The organism is Nonomuraea sp. NPDC003707 (assembly GCF_053587055.1).
Genome location: NZ_JBSFNK010000030.1, coordinates 160,840 through 179,434, shown reverse-complemented (window position 1 = coordinate 179,434; position 18,595 = coordinate 160,840). Strand labels below are relative to the sequence as shown.

Annotated in this window: 21 protein-coding genes; 20 read left to right on the top strand and 1 reads right to left on the bottom strand. The window is 71.4% G+C overall.

Going from position 1 to position 18,595, the window contains the following annotated elements; all coding sequences use genetic code 11:
* From ACWDRB_RS49540 to ACWDRB_RS49465, 16 genes are all read left to right on the top strand, one after another.
* The coding region (locus tag ACWDRB_RS49540) for an aldehyde dehydrogenase family protein (protein WP_449906631.1) at positions 1-227 on the top strand (227 nt) is incomplete at its 5' end.
* A gap of 32 nt (positions 228-259) precedes the next feature.
* The gene (locus tag ACWDRB_RS49535) at positions 260-1,081 is read left to right on the top strand and encodes an aldehyde dehydrogenase family protein (protein ID WP_449906628.1); all 822 of its coding nucleotides are present in this window, start codon (positions 260-262) and stop codon (positions 1,079-1,081) included.
* 77 nt (positions 1,082-1,158) lie between these two features.
* Positions 1,159-2,100, top strand: coding sequence for a ribokinase (locus ACWDRB_RS49530; RefSeq protein WP_350735832.1), 942 nt, complete (start codon positions 1,159-1,161; stop codon positions 2,098-2,100).
* Positions 2,097-2,501, top strand: coding sequence for a D-ribose pyranase (gene rbsD / locus ACWDRB_RS49525; RefSeq protein ID WP_350735829.1), 405 nt, complete (start codon positions 2,097-2,099; stop codon positions 2,499-2,501). The genes ACWDRB_RS49530 and rbsD overlap by 4 nt, the downstream gene beginning before the upstream one ends.
* Positions 2,502-2,514: 13 nt before the next feature.
* Positions 2,515-4,008 carry a sugar ABC transporter ATP-binding protein gene (locus tag ACWDRB_RS49520; RefSeq protein ID WP_449906624.1) on the top strand — a complete coding sequence of 498 codons (1,494 nt, stop codon included), beginning with the start codon at positions 2,515-2,517 and terminating at the stop codon, positions 4,006-4,008.
* Positions 4,005-5,000 (top strand): ABC transporter permease, encoded by a 996-nt coding sequence (locus tag ACWDRB_RS49515; protein ID WP_350735823.1) that lies wholly within the window; start codon positions 4,005-4,007, stop codon positions 4,998-5,000. The genes ACWDRB_RS49520 and ACWDRB_RS49515 overlap by 4 nt, the downstream gene beginning before the upstream one ends.
* Before the next feature lie 11 nt (positions 5,001-5,011).
* Entirely contained in the window at positions 5,012-6,013 is a 1,002-nt protein-coding gene (locus ACWDRB_RS49510; RefSeq protein WP_449906620.1) for a substrate-binding domain-containing protein, read from the top strand.
* Between the two features lie 49 nt (positions 6,014-6,062).
* Positions 6,063-6,242, top strand: a complete 180-nt coding sequence (locus tag ACWDRB_RS49505) for a hypothetical protein (protein WP_449906617.1) — start codon at positions 6,063-6,065, stop codon at positions 6,240-6,242.
* A gap of 111 nt (positions 6,243-6,353) precedes the next feature.
* Positions 6,354-6,965 carry a TetR/AcrR family transcriptional regulator gene (locus ACWDRB_RS49500; protein ID WP_449906614.1) on the top strand — a complete coding sequence of 204 codons (612 nt, stop codon included), beginning with the start codon at positions 6,354-6,356 and terminating at the stop codon, positions 6,963-6,965.
* A 245-nt stretch (positions 6,966-7,210) separates the two neighbouring features.
* Positions 7,211-8,143 carry a formylglycine-generating enzyme family protein gene (locus ACWDRB_RS49495; RefSeq protein ID WP_449906611.1) on the top strand — a complete coding sequence of 311 codons (933 nt, stop codon included), beginning with the start codon at positions 7,211-7,213 and terminating at the stop codon, positions 8,141-8,143.
* A 20-nt stretch (positions 8,144-8,163) separates the two neighbouring features.
* Positions 8,164-9,732, top strand: a complete 1,569-nt coding sequence (locus ACWDRB_RS49490) for a sulfatase family protein (RefSeq protein ID WP_449906608.1) — start codon at positions 8,164-8,166, stop codon at positions 9,730-9,732.
* Positions 9,733-9,779: 47 nt separating this feature from the next.
* Positions 9,780-11,171, top strand: a complete 1,392-nt coding sequence (locus ACWDRB_RS49485) for a sulfatase family protein (RefSeq protein ID WP_449906605.1) — start codon at positions 9,780-9,782, stop codon at positions 11,169-11,171.
* A gap of 211 nt (positions 11,172-11,382) precedes the next feature.
* The gene (locus ACWDRB_RS49480; RefSeq protein WP_350735793.1) at positions 11,383-12,348 is read left to right on the top strand and encodes a sugar kinase; all 966 of its coding nucleotides are present in this window, start codon (positions 11,383-11,385) and stop codon (positions 12,346-12,348) included.
* On the top strand, positions 12,320-13,081 hold the full coding sequence (locus ACWDRB_RS49475; RefSeq protein ID WP_449906601.1) for an IclR family transcriptional regulator: 762 nt from the start codon (positions 12,320-12,322) through the stop codon (positions 13,079-13,081). Before ACWDRB_RS49480 ends, ACWDRB_RS49475 begins: the two co-directional genes overlap by 29 nt.
* A complete protein-coding gene (locus ACWDRB_RS49470) occupies positions 13,068-13,673 on the top strand; it encodes a bifunctional 4-hydroxy-2-oxoglutarate aldolase/2-dehydro-3-deoxy-phosphogluconate aldolase (protein ID WP_449906598.1) in 606 nt (201 codons plus the stop codon). Before ACWDRB_RS49475 ends, ACWDRB_RS49470 begins: the two co-directional genes overlap by 14 nt.
* Positions 13,674-13,903: 230 nt before the next feature.
* Positions 13,904-14,305 (top strand): (R)-mandelonitrile lyase, encoded by a 402-nt coding sequence (locus ACWDRB_RS49465; protein WP_449906595.1) that lies wholly within the window; start codon positions 13,904-13,906, stop codon positions 14,303-14,305.
* Here ACWDRB_RS49465 and ACWDRB_RS49460 read toward each other — a convergent pair.
* Positions 14,302-15,018, bottom strand: a complete 717-nt coding sequence (locus ACWDRB_RS49460; RefSeq protein ID WP_449906592.1) for an NADPH-dependent F420 reductase — start codon at positions 15,016-15,018, stop codon at positions 14,302-14,304. The two genes, ACWDRB_RS49465 and ACWDRB_RS49460, sit on opposite strands and share 4 nt — an antisense overlap.
* Before the next feature lie 112 nt (positions 15,019-15,130).
* Here ACWDRB_RS49460 and ACWDRB_RS49455 point away from each other — a divergent pair, with 112 nt between their 5' ends.
* The 4 genes from ACWDRB_RS49455 to dmpG all read left to right on the top strand — a co-directional run bounded on the left by ACWDRB_RS49455 (position 15,131) and on the right by dmpG (position 18,545).
* On the top strand, positions 15,131-15,724 hold the full coding sequence (locus ACWDRB_RS49455; RefSeq protein WP_449906589.1) for a TetR/AcrR family transcriptional regulator: 594 nt from the start codon (positions 15,131-15,133) through the stop codon (positions 15,722-15,724).
* A 126-nt stretch (positions 15,725-15,850) separates the two neighbouring features.
* Positions 15,851-16,642, top strand: a complete 792-nt coding sequence (locus ACWDRB_RS49450; protein WP_449906587.1) for a 2-keto-4-pentenoate hydratase — start codon at positions 15,851-15,853, stop codon at positions 16,640-16,642.
* Positions 16,639-17,529, top strand: a complete 891-nt coding sequence (locus ACWDRB_RS49445) for an acetaldehyde dehydrogenase (acetylating) (protein WP_449906584.1) — start codon at positions 16,639-16,641, stop codon at positions 17,527-17,529. The genes ACWDRB_RS49450 and ACWDRB_RS49445 overlap by 4 nt, the downstream gene beginning before the upstream one ends.
* A complete protein-coding gene (dmpG, locus tag ACWDRB_RS49440; RefSeq protein WP_449906581.1) occupies positions 17,526-18,545 on the top strand; it encodes a 4-hydroxy-2-oxovalerate aldolase in 1,020 nt (339 codons plus the stop codon). The genes ACWDRB_RS49445 and dmpG overlap by 4 nt, the downstream gene beginning before the upstream one ends.
* The last annotated feature ends 50 nt before the right edge of the window (positions 18,546-18,595 follow it).

The following is an 18,595-nucleotide window of genomic DNA, read 5'->3' as shown; positions in this document are numbered from 1 at the left end:
CTGAGGCGGTGGAGAAGGCCAACAACACGCCGTATGGGTTGTCGGCGGGGATCTGGACGGAGAAGGGGTCGCGGATCCTGTGGATGGCTGACCGGCTGCGGGCGGGGGTGGTGTGGGCCAACACGTTCAACAAGTTCGATCCGGCCTCGCCGTTCGGCGGTTACAAGGAGTCCGGTTACGGCCGCGAAGGCGGTCTGCACGGATTGGAGGCCTACCTCAATGTGTGAGCGCGGTCTGCACGGATTGGAGGCATACCTCGATGTCTGATCGACGAGTGACCGTGCGCAAAACGTACAAGCTCTTCATCGGTGGAGCGTTCCCGCGCTCGGAGAGCGGGAGGTCCTACCCCGTGACGCGAACGGAGCACGCCGCCAGGGCCTCGCGCAAGGACGCCCGCGACGCCGTGGTGGCCGCCCGCAAGGCGTTCCCCGGCTGGTCGGGCGCCACCGCCTACAACCGGGGCCAGATCCTCTACCGGGTCGCCGAGATGCTGGAGGGCCGCCGCGCCCAGTTCGCCGACGAGCTCGGCGGCCCGCGCAAGCAGGCGCTGGAGCAGGTGGACACCGCCGTCGACCGGCTCGTCTGGTACGCGGGCTGGTCCGACAAGATCGCCGCCGTGCGTGGGACGGCCAACCCGGTCGCGGGCCCGTACTTCAACCTGTCCTCGCCGGAACCGGCCGGGGTGGTCGCGGTCATCGCGCCCGCCGAGCCCCTCCTCGGCCTCGTCACCGCCGTCGCACCCGTGATCGTCACCGGCAACACCTGCGTCGTGGTCGCCCCGGAGCGGGCGCCGCTGCCCGCGATCACGTTCGCCGAAGTGCTGGCCACCTCCGATCTGCCGGGCGGCGTCGTGAACATCCTCACCGGGCACCAGTCCGAGCTGGCCCCGTGGCTGGCGGCGCACATGGACGTCAACGGGCTCGACCTCACCGGCGTGGCGGCCCCCGAGCTGAAGCAGGCCTGCGAACAGGCCGCGGCCGAGAACTTCAAACGCGTGCTCACCGCGGCGGAGGACCACGGGACGAGACGCATGACCACGTTCATGGAGACCAAGACGGTCTGGCACCCCGCCGGGATCTGATCGACCCCGCACCCGCAAGGACACGGCGCATGGGCCGTGCCCTCGGCTCACCCATCCCCGAATCTGGAGGAACCCCCATGGAACCCACCGGTGTTCTCGTCGTCGGGAGCATCACCGCGGACGTCACGGCGTTCAGCCGGCGGCTGCCGCGGCGCGGTGAGACCGTGCTCGGCGACGACTTCACCCTCGTGCTCGGCGGTAAGGGCGCGAACCAGGCCGTGGCCGCGGCCCACTCGGGCGCGCCGACCTGGATGGCCGCCTGCGTGGGCCAGGACCCGTTCCGCGACATCGTGCTGTCCGGCCTGGAGACGCACGGCGTCACGCTCACCGAGGTCCGCACGGTCGAGGGCCGTACGGGCGTCGCCCACATCCGCGTGGACGCCTCGGGCGAGAACGACATCGTCATCACGCCGCTCGCCAACGCCTCCCTCGACGAGGCGATGGTCACGGAGAGCATCGAGCGCGTCCGCGATCGGGTCGGCGTCCTGCTGCTCCAGCTCGAGATCCGGACGGAGGTCGCCTGCCACGCGGCGCGGGAGGGCGCGGCGGCCGGGCTGACCGTGGTCCTGGACCCGGCGCCCGCCCAGGAGCTGCCGGACGACGTGTGGCCGTACCTCGACATCGTGACCCCGAACGAGAGCGAGGCCACCGTGCTGACCGGCGTCCAGGTCACGGACCTGGAGTCGGCGGAGCGCGCGGCGGCCTGGTTCCTGGAGCGCGGCGTGAGCCACGCGATCATCACCCTCGGCGCGGGCGGCGCCCTGTCGGTCACGAAGGAACGCACCCGCCACTTCCCCGCGTACGCCGTGACGCCCGTGGACACCACGGCGGCCGGCGACGCGTTCACCGGCTTCTTCGGCGGCGCCCTCGCCGCCGGCCTCGACGTGGACACCGCCATCCAGTACGGCATGGCGGCCGGCGCCCTGGCCACCACCAAGGCGGGAGCCAGCCCCTCGCTCCCCGGCAGGGACGAGGTCGAGCCAATGGTCAACACCTCCATGGAAGGAGCCACCCGATGAGGCGCAACCAAGGAACGCTCAACGCCCAACTCGCCCGCGTGATCTCCGAGCTCGGCCACACGGACACGATCGTGGTCACCGACGCGGGACTGCCCATCCCGAGGGAGGTGGAACGCGTGGACCTGGCCGTCAGGGAGAACCTGCCGCGTTTCCTCGACCTGCTGGACGCGGTGCTCGACGAGGTGGCCGTGGAGGGCGTGCGGCTGTCCGAGGAGATCAAGCAGCACAGTCCGGACATGCTGGCCGCGATCGAGGAGCGCTTCGACCGGCTCGGCCTGACGCTGGAGTTCCTGCCGCACACCGAGTTCAAGCAGGCCACCGCCGGAGCCAGGGCGGCCGTGCGCTCCGGCGAGTTCACCCCGTACGCCAACGTCCTGCTCACCGCGGGCGTCGTGTACTGATCGGGAGCCTGGCATGCATCTCCAGTTGGCCGATGTGCGCAAGTCCTTCGGCGACAACAGCGTTCTGCGCGGCGTCAGCTTCGACGTCGGTCCCGGCGAGGTCGTGGCGCTCGTCGGGGAGAACGGGGCGGGCAAGTCCACGCTCACCCGGGTGATCTCCGGCGCGCACCAGCCCGACTCGGGACGGCTGCTGATCGACGGGACCGCGACGGTGCTCAAGGACCCGCAGGCCGCGATGGCGCAGGGCATCGAGGTCATCTACCAGGAGTTCCAGCAGAACCTGTTCCCGCACCTCAGCGTGGCCGAGAACATGTACGTGCTGGACCGCGAGCGCGTCTTCGGCCGCCTGTTCGTCTCCAAGCAGCGCATGGCCGCCGAGGCCAGGCAGGCGCTGCGCCGCCTCGGCATGGAGATCGACGTGCATCGCCAGGTCAGCGAGCTGAGCGTGGCCGAGCGGCAGATGCTCGAGATCGCCAAGGCGATGACGCACGAGCTGCGGCTGATCATCCTCGACGAGCCGACCGCGGCGCTCGACGAGCAGGAGTCCGAGCAGCTCTTCGCCCAGGTGAACCGGCTGCGCGAGGCCGGCGTCTCGGTGATCTACATCAGCCACCGGCTGGACGAGGTCTTCGCCCTGTCGGACCGCATCGTCGTGCTGCGCGACGGCCGGGTCACGATCGACGCCCCCACCGAGCGGCTCACCCCGTCCGAGGTCGTCACCGCGATGGTCGGCGACGCCGTGGACGACTTCTACCCCAAGGACCGCAACGCCGGGGACGAGGTCGTGCTGGAGGTGCGCGGCGGTGGCGGCACCCGCTTCCACGACATCGACCTCCAGGTCAGGGCCGGCGAGGTGGTCGGCATCGGCGGCGTGGTCGGCTGCGGGCGCAGCGACCTGCTGCGCGCGCTGTTCGGCCTGCAGCCGATGACCGGCGGGTCCGTGCTCGTGGACGGCTCCGGCGTACGCGTCGCGAGCGTCCAGGACGCGATCGGCAGCCGGATCGCCTACCTGTCGCCCGACCGGCAGGCGGAGGGCCTGTGCATGGGCCAGTCGGTCGAGGCGAACGTGTCGCTGGCCTCGCTGCGCGACTTCAGCTCCGGGAGCGGAGTCGTCCGGCGTGGCAAGGAGCGCGCCGCCACCGGCGCGGTCATCTCGGAGCTGCGGGTGCGCGCCGCCTCACCGTCGATCGCGGTCAGCTCGCTGTCCGGCGGCAACCAGCAGAAGGCCCTGTTCGCCAAGTGGGTGATGACCCGGCCGCGGGTGCTGCTCATGGACGAGCCGACCCGCGGCGTGGACGTCGGGGCCAAGACCGAGATCTACCGGATCATCAACCAGCTCACCGCGGACGGCGTCGCCGTCCTGCTCGTGAGCTCCGACCTGCCGGAACTCGTCGCCATGTCCGACCGCGTGGTCGTGATGCGCGAGGGACGGCTCGTCGCCGAGCTGACCGGCGACGACCTCGACGAGCAGTCCATCCTCAAGCACGCACTGGTAGGTGCCGCATGACCTCGAAGCTCAAGACCGTCGCGGGCCGGCTGCGCGCGGTGTGGATGCTCCTCCTGGTAGGGATCGTCCTCTCGGTGGCCTCGCCGGTCTTCCTCACCCCGACGAACCTGCTCAACGTCGCGCTCGCGACCTCCGTGGCCGCGCTGCTCGCGGCCGGGCAGACCTATGTGATCATCCTTGCCGAGATCGACCTGTCCGTGGGCTCGGCGCTCGGCTTCTCCGCCGTCGTCACCGCCCTGACGCTCGGCCCGTACGGGCTGATCCCCGCGCTGGCCGCGGGCCTGGCGACCGGCGCGGCCATCGGGCTGGTCAACGGCCTGCTCGTGACCAGGACCAGGATGCCGTCGTTCATCGCGACGCTGGCCACGATGTCGGTGTTCGCGGGGCTCACCCTGCATATCACCTCGGGCAACCCGATCCCGGTGACGGACTACGACTTCCAGGGGATCGGGCAGGCTCGGTTCGCGGGCGTGCCGGTGCCGGTGTGGATCATGCTGGTGGCGTTCGGGATCTTCGGGTACGTCCTGGCCCGCACCCGCTTCGGCCGCTACGTCTACGCCACCGGCGACAACGTCGAGGCCGCCCGGCTGTCCGGCATCAGGGTGCACCGCGTCAAGATCCTCGCCTTCGTCATCAGCGGCGTGCTGGCGTCCCTGGCCGGGTTCATCATCACCGCCCGGCTGTCCACGGCCCAGCCGACCGCCGGCGCCGGCCTGGAGCTGGACGCCATCGCGGCCGTCATCATCGGCGGCACCAGCCTGGCCGGCGGTCGCGGCACCCTGCTCGGCACCCTCGTCGGGGCGCTCGTGCTCGGCGTCATCGACAACGGCATGAACCTGCTCGACGTCTCCCCGTTCCTGCAGGACGTGGTGAAGGGCCTGGTCATCCTCCTGGCCGTCTTCCTCGACCGCAACGTGGACATCCTGCGCAGGCTCGTGCCACGCAGGGCCGAATCCCCCGTCCGTACCCCAGAACTCGCCCAGCACATCTAAAGGAAAGATCCATGCGCACTCCCCGCAAACTCGTCGCCGTCGCGATCCTGGCCGCCGTCTCCCTCACCGCCTGCAGCCGGGGCGGCGAGGAGGCGACCACGGGCGCCTCCCAGGCGTCCGGCAAGAAGGACGCCACGATCATCATGAGCACGCTCGGCAACCCGTTCTTCATCAGCGTGAAGGACGGCGCCGAGGCCCAGGCCGCCAAGAGCGGCATCACTCTGAACGTGCAGAACGCCGACAACTCCGACGCCACCTTCCTCAACCAGGCGACGACCGCCATCTCCAAGCAGACCGGGATCCTCATCCTCGACCCGGTGGGCAGCCAGTCGGCCAGCAGTTCCGTCACCCAGGCGAACTCGGCGAGCATCCCCGTGATGGCCTTCGACCGGAAGCCGTCCGGCGGCAAGCTGGCCACGTTCGTCGGCTACGACGCCGTCCAGGCCGGCAAGAACGCGGCCGACGCGCTGGCCGAGGCCGTCGGCGGCAAGGGCAAGGTCGTCGAGATCCAGGGCATCCTCGGCACCAACGTGGCCCAGGACCGCAGCAAGGGCTTCCAGCAGCAGATCGCCACGCACAAGGACATCAAGGTCGTCGCCACGCAGGCGGCCGACTTCGACCGGGCCAAGGCCCTGAACGTCATGACGAACGTGCTGCAGGCCAACCCCGACATCGACGGCGTGTACGCGGCCAACGACGAGATGGCCATGGGCGTGCTGTCCGCGCTCAAGGCCCGCAACCTGGTGGGCAAGGTCAAGGTCGTCGGCAACGACGGCATCGCCGACGCGCTGGCCGCCGTCGCGGCGGGCGAGATGTACGCCACGAACGCCGAGTCGCCGTTCGCGCTCGGGCAGAAGGTGGTCTCGCTGGCCTCCGACGTCCTGGGCGGCAAGCAGGTGCAGGTCGACGAGACGCTGCAGGGCAAGCTCGTCAAGAAGGACAACGTGAAGGAGTACGCGGACTACCTCGTCGGCCTCGGCGACAAGTCCGGCGTCCCGGACAGCCTCAAGTAGGAGTCCCAGCCCATGGCGACCCCCGGTTCCGGGGGTCGCCTTTACGGCTTTGTGGCGGTATCGCGGGTGGGGGCCGCTGGAGCCGTTCGACGACGAGGACTACGACGACTCGCACCTGGACCGGCCGGACTACGTGCAGGTGCTGGAGACCCCCGAGCAGGCCGCGCACGTCCGCAACCGGTACGCGGCGCTGCCGCGACTGCGTACGGAAGTCGCCGCCACGTCGTAAGTTACTGACGAGTAGGGGCTTCCTTACTTACCGAGTACTCGGTAGGTTGCGAGTAATTCACACCGTGGTAACCGGACGAGTGAGCCGGTCGGCGTCGAAGAGGAGGCACGCATGGCACGAGCGGAAAGTGGCCGGGTCCGCCGCCCGGCCGCCGCGCGACGGGAGCAGATCCTCGCCGTCGCCGCGGACGCGTTCGCCGTCGCGGGCTTCCGGGGCACGAGCCTGGCCGACGTGGCCCAGAAGGTCGGAGTCTCCCAGCCGGGGCTGCTGCACCACTTCGACAGCAAGGAATCCCTCATCCTCGCGGTGCTCCAGCAGCGCGACCTCCAAGACGAGCAGCACGTCGAAGCGCAGTTCCAGGGTGTGGAGGTTACCACCAGGGAATGGCTGATGGCGTTCTGCCGCCGCAACGAGACCCAACCCGGCCTCGTCCGGCTGTTCACCGTCCAGTCGGCCGAGAGCCTCAACCCGGCGCACCCGGCCCACGACTTCTTCTACCAGCGCAACCAGCGAGTCCGCGGCCGGATCGCCCGGCTGATCATCGCCGACCAGGAGAAGGGGCGGCTGTCCCCGTCCCTCGATCCGGCCGCCACGGCCGCCGAACTGGTCTCTCTGATGAACGGCCTGCAGCTGCAATGGCTCCGCGACCCCGCGACCGACATGTGCGGGCTCTTCGAGACGAGTCTGCTGCGGCTCGAAGCGATCCCGAGCACGAAGGCCTGACCTTCCAGAAACACCCCCCGGTGCCGGTCCCGCGTGGACCGGCGCGTCAGTCGGCATGACGACGCAAGCGCAGGCGGCGTCGTCCCCGGCTTCACGAGGAGTTCCACCATGCGCACAGGCGTACAAAGCCGTCCATGCTCCCGTCCGAATCTCCGAGTCCTGCCGGCGCTGGCCCCGTCGTCCGCGTTGACGGCAGAAACCGCGGACTGGCAGCCCGCCGCCATGCGACCGACGAAGGAGGGCGCATGAGCGGTTGCTGCACCCCGGGCCGCCCGCCGTCCGGCGCGCCGACGGCGGCGGCGCAGCCCCTGCGGGCGGGGCGCGGCTCCGACGCCGGGATGGTGCGGCTGCCCGGCGGGCGGTTCCGGATGGGCAGCGAGGACGCCGAGGGCTTCCCCTCCGATGGTGAGGGCCCGGTCCGCCCGGTGGAGCTCTCGCCGTTCCTCATCGACCGCTGCGCAGTAACGAATGATGATTTTTCGGGATTCGTGGCCGAGACGGGCTACGTCACGGAAGCCGAACGGATCGGCTGGTCCTACGTCTTCGTCCGCTTCCTGAACCGGGACCTGCGCCGGATCTCGCCGCGGCCCGAGGTCACCCCGTGGTGGGCGGCCGTCCGGGGGGCTGACTGGCGCCATCCCGAGGGGCCGGGGAGCGGCCTGGACGACCGCGGCGACCATCCGGTCGTCCACGTGTCCTGGCACGACGCCGGCGCCTACGCCCGCTGGGCCGGCAAGCGGCTGCCGACCGAGGCGGAGTGGGAGTACGCCGCCCGAGGCGGCCACGACCAGCGGCGTTACCCGTGGGGCGACGAGCTCACCCCCGAGGGCCGGCACCTGGCCAACATCTGGCAGGGCCGCTTCCCGGCCACGAACACGGCCGAGGACGGCTACGCGGGGACCGCCCCGGCGCACGCGTTCCCGCCCAACGACTTCGGCCTGCACAACATGGCGGGCAACGTCTGGGAGTGGTGCGCCGACTGGTGGGGCACGGACCACCCCGCGCAGCCGCGGAACCCGGCCGGTCCGCCCTCGGGCACCGACCGGGTGACGCGCGGCGGCTCGTACCTCTGCCACGCCTCCTACTGCAACCGCTACCGCGTCGCCGCCCGCTCGCACAACACGCCGGACACCTCCGGAGGCAACACCGGCTTCCGCTGCGCCCGCGATCTCGACTGACCGACACACGAAGGGTTTCCATGCGCGTCATCTACATCGACGTCGACACGCTCCGAGCCGACCACACGCAGCCCTACGGCTACCAGCGGCCGACCACGCCGAACCTGCAGGCCCTGGCAGACAAGGGCGTGGTGTTCGAGCGTTACTACTGCTCCGACTCGCCCTGCCTGCCCTCGCGCACCGCGCTGACCAGCGGGCAGTTCGGCATCACGAACGGCGTCGTCGGGCACTTCGGCGAGGCCGCCAGGTACCGCCTCGACTCGGGCCACGGCAACCATCCCGAACGCCCGCTGCTCGGCCAGCGGCTGGGCGAGCACGGCTACTACACGGCCGCCGTGTCGATGTTCGCCGAGCGGCACCGGGCCTACTACTTCCTGGGCAACTTCCGCGAATCGATCCGGGCCAGCAACGAGATCAACGACGAGGACGGGCGCGACATCAACCGGGTCGGGCTGGACTGGATCCGCCGGCACGCGCACGAGGACGACTGGTACCTGCACCTGACCTACTGGGAGCCGCACACGCCGTACCTGACCGAGCCGGGCTGGACCGAGCGGGCGGCCGCCTCCGGGCCGCCCCCGGCCTGGCCCGACCAGGAGGCCATCGACGGCCACGCGGAGGTCTACGGGCCGCGCAGCGCCCTCGACCTGCACTATTCCGTCCTGCCGCGCAGCTCCCCGGTCCCGCACAACATGCCGGAGGCCATCCGCACCCGAGCCGACTTCGAGCACCTCATCAACGGGTTCGACGGCACGATCATGTACTGGGACAGCCTGTTCGGCGAGCTGCTGGCCACGCTGGAGGAGCTCGGCATCGCCGGTGAGACCGCGATCATCGTGAGCGCCGACCACGGGGAGTCCTTCGGTGAGAACGGCTCCTACGCCGAGCACGGGCACGCCAACGAGCCGGTCCACCGGGTGCCGCTGGTCGTCTACTGGCCGGGCGTCACCGACGACCTGCCCGAGGACGCGCGCCGCTGCGACGCCCTGCTGTACAACATCGACCTCGCCCCCACGCTCTGCGACCTGCTGGACATCCCGGCCCCGGGCGGGTGGCAGGGCGACTCGTTCGCCGACGCGGTACGCGGGTCCGAGATCCCGTCGCGCCCGTACCTGGTGCTCGGCCACGGGGCCCACACCTACCAGCGGGCGGTCCGCACCCGCGACCACCTCTACATGCGGACCTACCATCCGGGCAGCTTCCGTGCCGAGTGGGAGCAGCTCTTCAACGTCACCGCCGACCCGCACCTCACCACCGACCTGATCGAGAAGGAGCCGGAGCTGGCGGCGCAGATGCGTACGCACCTGTCGGAATGGTGGCACACCTACGCGGGCCGGCCGGGCGCGCTGCCCGACCCCATGCAGGCGACGCTGCAGGTCGGGCCGACCTACTACAACGACCCGGTCCGCTACATGGAGCACCTGCGCGCCACCGACCGCGCCCACCTCGCGGACGACCTGGCGGAGCGGCTGTCCACCGCAACCGGCGCCACGCCGGTCTCGTGGCACGCCACGGAGGCCGCCTGGACGCCCGAGCGGCACGCCGCGTGGGAACGCAGAATCGCCGCGGCCGGCCGCAAGGGCTCCTGATGGCCGTCCGCGCCACCCATGACGTGAACGGCCGCTGAGGAGACCGCATGCCACCGAACATCCTGCTGATCACCGCGGACGACATGGGCGGCGACACCCCGGGCTGCTTCGGCGGCCCGGCGGAGGTGACTCCCGCGCTGGACCGGCTCGCCGCCGAGGGGATGACCTTCGGGCGCGCGCACGTGGCCATCGCGGTGTGCCAGCCCAGCCGGTCGGCGATCATGACCGGTCGCTGGCCGCACCGCAACGGCGCGCAGGGCTTCGAGCCGATCGCCGACGGAGTGCCGGTGCTCACCCGGGTCCTGCGCGAGGCCGGGTACATATCGGGCATCCTCGGCAAGGTGGAGCATCTGCAGCCGGTGGAGGCGTTCGGCTGGGACTACGCGCGCGGCATGCGCGAGCTGGGGATGGGACGGGATCCGCGCGCCTACGGCGAGGCGTCGCGGCGGTTCATGGAGGAGGCGGCCGCGCAGGGGCGGCCCTGGTTCCTCATGGCCAACGCGCACGACCCGCACCGGCCGTACTCCGGCAGCCAGGACGAGCTGGACCGGTTCCCGGCCGAGGCCCGGGCCTCCTACCCGGCCCCGTCGAAGGTCTTCGGGCCCTCGGACGACGTCGGAGGCGTGCCCGGGTTCCTCCCCGACCTGCCGGAGGTGGCGCGGGAGTACCGCGAGTACCTGAGCTCGTCCCGCCGCTGCGACGACGTGGTCGCCGAGGTGCTGCGCGCGCTGGACGAGAGCGGCGCCGCGGGGGACACCCTGGTGGTGTTCCTGTCGGACAACGGGATCGCCGTGCCGTTCGCCAAGGCGAACTGCTACCTGCAGAGCAGCCGGACCCCGCTGATCGTCCGCTGGCCCGGGGTGACCCGCCCGGGCGGGCGCGAGAACACCGCGTTCGTGTCGATGATCGACCTGTTCCCCACGTTCTGCGCGGCGGCGGGCCTGCCCGGACCGGCCGGGCTGGACGGGCGGACCCTGCTCCCGTTGCTGCGCGGGGAGCCCCAGGACGGGCGGGACGCGGTGTTCACCGTGTTCCACGAGACGGCGGCGAAGGGCCGGTACGAGATGCGGTGCCGGCAGGACGACCGCTTCGGCTACATCTGGAACGAGTGGTCCGACGGCACCCGGGAGTACCGGGCCGAGAACATGACGGGACGCACCTGGCCCGCGATGCTCGCCGCCGCCTCCGGCGACGAGCGGCTCGCCGAGCGCGCCCGTTTCTACCGGCACCGGGCGCCCGAGGAGCTCTACGACCTGTACGCCGACCCGCATTCGCTGGCCGACCTGTCCGGCGACCCGGATCGCCGGAAGGACCTCGACGCGGCGCGGCAGGATCTGCTCGCGTGGATGGCCGGGACCGGCGACCCGCTGCTCGACACCTACCGGGCCTACCTCCAGGGGGCCGCCGTTAAGGCGCTCGACCACCCCGGCGCCGCTTGAGGGGTGTCAGGCCCGGCCGGCTCGAGAAGGGGGCCATCCGCTATATTGCAAATGCAGCATAGGCGTTGCGGTATTTGCAATGAAGGAGTGCTCTCATGCGCGTGGTCACGTGGGCGGCGGTGGATCGGATCGCTCAGCAGGACGGCCCGATCACGGAACCCTCGGACGGGCAGGTCCTCGGACGCCGGCGCCTGCGGAGGGTGAGCGGCCGATGAGACCCGCAGACGTGCTCGCGATCGGCGAGACCATGGTCATGGTCACCCCGACGGCGGGCGGCCGGCTCGACGCGGACAGCGCGTTCATCCTGCGCCCCGGCGGCGCGGAGTCGAACGTCGCCGCGCTGCTGGCCCGGCTCGGCCACGCCACGGCCTGGGCGAGCGCCGTCGGCCGCGACCCCCTCGGCGACCTGGTCCTCGACGCGCTGCGCGGCCACGGCGTGGACGTCGATCTGGTCCGCCGCGACGACGAGCGGCCCACCGCCGTGTACTTCAAGGACCCGACCGCCTCCGGCACCCGCGTCTACTACTACCGGCGCGGCTCGGCCGCCTCGGCCATGACCGTGGCCGAGGTCGCGGGCTGGGCCGCCCGGCCGTCCAGGATCACGCACATCTCCGGCATCACCGCGGCGATCTCCCCGCAGTGCCTGGAGCTGACCAGGCACATCGTGTTCGACCGGCCGCTCGGCCCGGCCACGGTCAGCTTCGACGTCAACCACCGGCCGAGCCTGTGGAAGGACGGCGACGCCCCGGCCGTGCTCCTGGAGCTCGCCCAGCGCGCCGACATCGTCTTCGTCGGGCGCGACGAGGCGGCGGCGCTGTGGGGGACCTCCGACGCCGAGAGCGTGCGCCGGCTCATCGACCGGCCCCCGTACCTGATCGTCAAGGACGCCGCGATCGAGGCGGTCGCCTTCACCCCGGAGGGCGTCCATCGAGCGCCGTCGACGCCGGTCGAGGTGCTCGACGCCGTCGGCGCGGGGGACGCCTTCGCGGCCGGCTGGCTGAGCGGGTTCCTCGACGGCCGGGACGAGCTCACCCGCCTGCGGCTGGGACACTACGCGGCTTCCCGTGTCCTGACGTCCCCGGCCGACATGGCCGATCTTCCTCCCGCCGGTGAGATCGTCTCGCTGCTCGGACAAGGAGCGCACCAGCATGTCGCAGACCGTCGCACGGGCCATTGACATCGTCGGGTTCGTCTCCGTACGTCACCGCACGCTCGGCGAGATCGCCGATCACCTCGGCGTGCACAAGTCAACCGCGCTGCGCCTGCTGCAGACGCTGGAGGAGGGCGGTTTCGTACGGCGCGTCCCCGGCGGCGTGTACGGCATGGGCTTCCAGCTCATCGCGCTCGGCCAGCTCGCGCTGGACCAGGTCGAGGCCCGCTCGCTCGCGCACCCGATCCTGCACGGCCTGAGCGAGCGCTACGGCCAGACGGTCCACCTGGGAGAGCTGGCCGGGGACCAGGTCATCTACGTGGACAAGATCGACGGCCGGGGCACCGTGGCCATGGGCTCGCGCATCGGGCTGCCCGCCCAGCCGCACACCGCCGCCGTCGCCAAGGTCATCTTCGCCTACCAGGACGCCACGACCTGGGCGCGGGTCATGGAGCGCATCACGTTCACCCGTTTCACCCCCACGACGATCACCACCGCCGAGGCGCTCGCGGCCGAGCTGGCCCTGACCAGGGAACGAGGCTGGGCCGAGGACGACGGCGAGCACGAGGACTACATCAACTGCGTGGCGCTGCCGGTCTTCGACGCCCGGGGCAAGGTCACGCACGCCATCTCGATCACCGCTCTGCGGGCGGTCGTACCACTGGAACAGCTGCGCGCGTACGTCGACGACCTGCGCGACGCGGCCCACGAGATCTCCAAGAGTCTGGGCTGGGGAGGAGACCGCTATGGACGCCGCTGACTTCTTCGACACACACCTCGGGAGATGCCCGATTCTGGGCATCTTCCGCCACCTCGACCCCGTGGCCACCGTGGCCATGTGCGAGCGCGCCTGGGCGTTCGGGGTCGAGCTCATCGAGGTGCCCGTGCAGACGCCGGACGCGCTGCCGTCCCTGCGCGCGGCGCTGGACGCCGCCCGGGCCAACGGCAAGAGCGTCGGAGCGGGTACGGTCACCACGGCCGAGCAGCTGACCGCCGTCAGTGACCTGGGCGCCGCCTTCACCGTCGCGCCCGGACTCCACCCCGAGGTCGTGGCGGAGACGCTGCGGCTCGGGCTGCCGCACCTGCCGGGCGTGGCCACCTCCACGGAGATCGCCACCGCCCTCGGTCACGGTTTCGCCTGGCTGAAGGCGTTCCCCGCCGCGCAGCTCGGGCCCGACTGGATAAAGGCGCAGCTCGCGCCGTTCCCCGGCGTCCGTTTCGTCGCCACGGGAGGTGTCGACGCGGGCAACGCGGCCGCCTTCCTGGCCGCGGGCTGCAGGGGAGTGGCCGTGGGATCGGCGCTGAGCGATCCGGACGCGCTGGAACAACTGCGCAAGGTCACGAATTCCTGACCTCTCGGCAGAGGGTGTTCTGCGGGTACGTGTCACACCAGGTCCTGTCACACGCGCTTGACCAGGTGTTTCATGGGCGATGAGCCGCTGCCGGGGCGCGTTCCCCGTCGGCGGCCACCCGCTGAGCCGCCGAAAGGACGACCACGCATGGCACAGGACAGGCAGCCGTCAGGCGCGCAGGCCATCGTCGACCCGGACGGCTGTCTGACACCTCGCGGACGGAGACATCCATGAAGATCGTGAAGCGGCCGCCGACCGCCAAGCTGCCCGCCGAGTGGTTCACCGGCGACGCCTGGGCCGACGTGATCTACCGCGGCGAGGACCCCTCCCGCGCGCGGGCGAACATGGTCAGGTTCGCCCCCGGCGCCCGTACCGCCTGGCACTCGCACGGCCTGGGCCAGACGCTCTACATCGTCGAGGGCGTCGCGCTGATCCAGTCGCGCGGCGGCGAGATCATCGAGGCCCATCCCGGCGACATCGTCCACACGCCGCCGGGCGAGGAGCACTGGCACGGCGCCGCCCCGGACCGGTTCATGATCCATCTCGCGATGTGGGAAGGCGACGACGCCGCCTGGCTGGACCACGTCACCGACGCCGAGTACAACGGGCCGCGCGTCAGCACGAAGCGCTAGAGGACGGCCTGGTCGGCCAGCTTCTTGACCTGGTCGGCGGGCACCGGAACTCCGGGGGTGTCCACGAACCAGCGGTACGACTCTTCGAAGTCCAGCCCCTCGGGCCGCTGCGACGGGAAGTACGGCTGGACGTAGACGGGGGTGCCGGGCTGGACGCGCCAGCTGTCGGCGATGCCGCCGATGTCCGCCGCGTCGTAGCCGAGCGCGTCCAGGAGCCCCGCCACCTGCGCCTTGGCGCCTTCGTCGTCACCCGCGATCGGCAGGGCGCTGCGGTCGGGGGCGCCGGCGGGGCGGGCGAGGGTGAGCAGGCGGTGGAAGTCGATGTTGTTGAACGCCTTGACCACGTGGGCGCCGGCCAGGTGCCGCTGCACCAGGGCGGTGGAGGTCAGCGTCCCGCCGCTCAGCTCCGGGATGTCGCCGTCGCGGTCGGGATAGTAGTTCATCGTGTCGATGACGGTCTTGCCGGCCAGGTCCGCGGCCGGGAGCCGGCCGTAGGCGTGCAAGGGGATGGTGGCCACCACCAGGTCGCCGGCGCGGGCGGCTTCGGCGGGCGTGGCCGCGGTCGCGTGCTCGCCGAGCTCGGCGACGAGGTCGGCGAGAGATTCCGGCCCGCGCGAGTTGCTGAGGACGACGTCGATGCCGGCGGCGACGGCGAGGCGGGCCACCGTGCCGCCGATCATGCCGCTGCCGATGAGGCCGAGAGTCTGAGTCACGGTGTCAGGTCTCCAGTGTTGAATCAGTGCGCCGAAGGTGAAACTGAGTGTCAGATTAGCTATGCAGTTCTGTCTCTGCAAGCCAGGTCCGAATAAGAGGTAGGATCGCGGGGTGACCGAAGCAGCACGTACGAGCACGCGAGACATCGCACGGGCCGCCGTACGGGCCGAGCTGGCCCAGGTGGCCTTCGACCTGTTCATGCGCGAGGGCTTCGAGAAGGTCACCATCAACGACCTGGCGGAGGCGGCCGGCGTCTCCCGCAGCACGTTCCTGCGCTACTTCGGCACCAAGGAGGACGCCGTCGTCAGCGCCCTCGACGCCCAGGGCGACAAGGTCGCCGCCGCCCTGCGCGCCCGGCCTGCCGGTGAGGACGACTGGACGGCGCTGCGGCGAGCGCTGGACGCCGTCATCGAGCTCTATCACCAGGACCCCGCCGGCACCCTCGCGACGACCCGCCTCATCAAGGACACCCCCGCGCTGTGTGCGCGCCACCGGGAGAAGCAGCACTGCTGGTGGCCCGAGCTGGCCCGGGCCCTCGCCGAGCGAACGGCCGCCCCTCGATCCACGGAGCTGGTCCTGTCGGTGCGGGTGGCCGCCGCTCTCGACTGCCTGAACATCGCCGTCGACCACTGGACCGCGTCCGACGGCCGGCTCGACCTCGTCGAACTCCTGGACGAAGCCTTCACCGCGCTCGCACCACGATAAGCCGCGACAAGCCGCGACAAGCCGCGCGGCCCGTTGTTCCCCCGGCCCGCCTGGCGGGACGGTTCGCTTGCCCGGCGTCGCCTTCGAGCAGCAAGGTCTGCCCGGGAGAACAACGGAAGGATCACGATGGACCCTCGTTCCACAGGTGACGCCGTGACCGGGCTGCTGGATGCGTACGCCACGCGGACCCCGATCGCGCCGCTCACCACGACATACGCGGACATGTCGGTTTCTGATGCGTACGAGATCCAGCTCGCGCAGGTGGAGGCGTGGCAGGCGGGCGGCGCCCGGATCGTGGGGCACAAGGTCGGCCTGACCTCGGCGGTGATGCGCCGCCAGCTCGGCGTGGACCAGCCCGACTACGGTCACCTGCTCGACGGCATGGCGTACATGGACGGCGCCCCCATCGACGCCGCGCGCTTCCTGCAGCCGCGCATCGAGCCGGAGATCGCCTTCGTCCTCAAGAGACCGCTGGCGGGCCCGGGCGTCACGGCCGCGACGGCGGCGGCCGCGGTGGACTTCGTGCTGCCCGCCCTGGAGATCATCGACTCGCGTATCGCGGACTGGAAGATCACGCTGGCGGACACCATCGCCGACAACGCCTCCAGCGGCGGGTTCGTGCTCGGCACCCGTCCGACGCCGCTCGCGGACGCCGATCTGGCGCTGACCGGCTGCCTGCTGCACCGCAACGGCGAGCTGGTCCAGACGGGCGCCGGCGGCGCCGTACTCGGATCTCCGCTGAACGCGCTGGTGTGGCTGGCGAACGTCCTCGGCGAGCGCAAGGTGGCGCTGGAGGCCGGGCACGTCGTGCTGCCCGGCTCGGTCACCGCGGCCATCCCCGTCGAGCGGGGGGACATCGTGAAGGCAACCTTCGCCGGGCTCGGCTCGGTCACCGCGAACTTCAGGCAGGCGTCGTGAGCAGACTGACGGCGGCCATCGTCGGCCCCGGCAACATCGGCACCGACCTGCTGGTCAAGCTGCTGCGCAGCCAGGCCGTCGAGGTCCACTCCATGGTGGGCGTGGATCCGGGCTCGGACGGCCTGGCCCGGGCCCGTTCGCTCGGCGTCGAGGCCTCGGCGGGCGGCGTGGACTGGCTGCTGGCCCAGGACACCCTGCCCGACCTGGTCTTCGAGGCCACCTCCGCCAAGGCGCACGCGGCCAACGCCCCCCGCTACGCCGAGGCGGGGATCACCGCGATCGACCTCACCCCCGCCGCCGTGGGCCCGTTCGTGTGCCCGCCGGTCAACCTGGACACGCTGTCGGACGCGCCCAATCTCAACATGATCACGTGCGGCGGGCAGGCGACGATCCCGATCGTGCACGCCGTCTCCCGCGTGGTCCCGGTGGCGTACGCCGAGATCGTCGCCTCCATCGCCTCCCGCTCGGCCGGCCCGGGCACGCGGGCCAACATCGACGAGTTCACCCAGACCACCGCGCGCGCCATCGAGACGGTCGGCGGCGCCGCCAAGGGCAAGGCGATCATCATCCTCAACCCCGTCACCCCGCCGATGATCATGCGGGACACGGTGTTCTGCGCGATCCCCGCCGACGCCGACACCGCCGCGATCGGCACGTCGGTCCGGGCGATGGCGGCCGAGGTGGCCGCGTACGTGCCGGGCTACACCCTGCGGGCCGAGCCGCAGTTCGACCCGCCGCGCGACATCTGGAACGGCATGGCCCGCGTCGCCGTCTTCCTTGAGGTCCGCGGCAACGGTGACTACCTGCCGCCGTGGGCCGGCAACCTCGACATCATGACCGCCGCGGCCGCCCGCGTCGGCGAGCGACTCGCGAAGGTGGGCGCATGACCGGCAAGATCAGGATCACCGACTCCACCCTGCGCGACGGCAGCCACGCGATGGCCCACCGCTTCACCGAGGAGCAGGTACGCGGCGTCGTGCACGCCCTGGACGACGCCGGGGTGGAGGTCATCGAGGTCACCCACGGCGACGGGCTGGGCGGCTCGTCGTTCAACTACGGGTTCTCGCTGGAGGACGACATCAAGCTCGTCGCCGCCGCCGTGGACGAGGCGGAGAGCGCGAAGATCGCCGTCCTGCTGCTGCCCGGCCTCGGCACGGTCGAGGACCTGCGCAAGGCCCACGGCGCGGGGGCGTCCGTGGCCCGGATCGCCACCCACTGCACCGAGGCCGACGTGTCGCTGCAGCACTTCGCCGCCGCCCGCGAGCTGGGCATGGAGACGGTGGGCTTCCTCATGCTGTCGCACCGCATCGGCCCGGCCGAGCTGGCCGCGCAGGCCCGGATCATGGTGGACGGCGGCGCGCAGTGCGTCTACGTGGTCGACTCGGCCGGAGCCCTCGTGCTCGGCGAGGCCCAGGCCCGCGTCAGCGCGCTGGTCAGCGAGATCGGCCACCAGGCGGAGGTCGGCTTCCACGGCCACCAGAACCTCTCGCTCGGCGTCGCCAACTCGGTGCTGGCCACCCAGAACGGCGCCCGCCAGATCGACGGCGCCCTGTGCGCGTTGGGGGCCGGGGCGGGCAACTCGCCCACCGAGGTGCTGGTCGCCACCTTCGAAAGGCTCGGCATCCCGACCGGGGTGAACGTGCAGGGCGCGCTGGCCGCCGCCGAGGACGTGGTCAAGCCGTTCCTTAACCGCCTGCCGTTCGCCGACCGCTCGGCGATCACCCAGGGGTACGCGGGGGTGTACTCCAGCTTCCTGCTGCACGCCGAGCGCGCCGCCGAGCGGTACGGCGTACCGGCCCACGAGATCCTGCAGCGGGTCGGCGAGGCCGGCTACGTCGGCGGCCAGGAGGACATGATCATCGACGTCGCCCTCCAGCTCGTCGAGGAGCGCGACCGGTCCTGACGGGTGTGAGGCCCTGCATCGTCTCAGGTCCGGGGCCTCACACGAGCCGC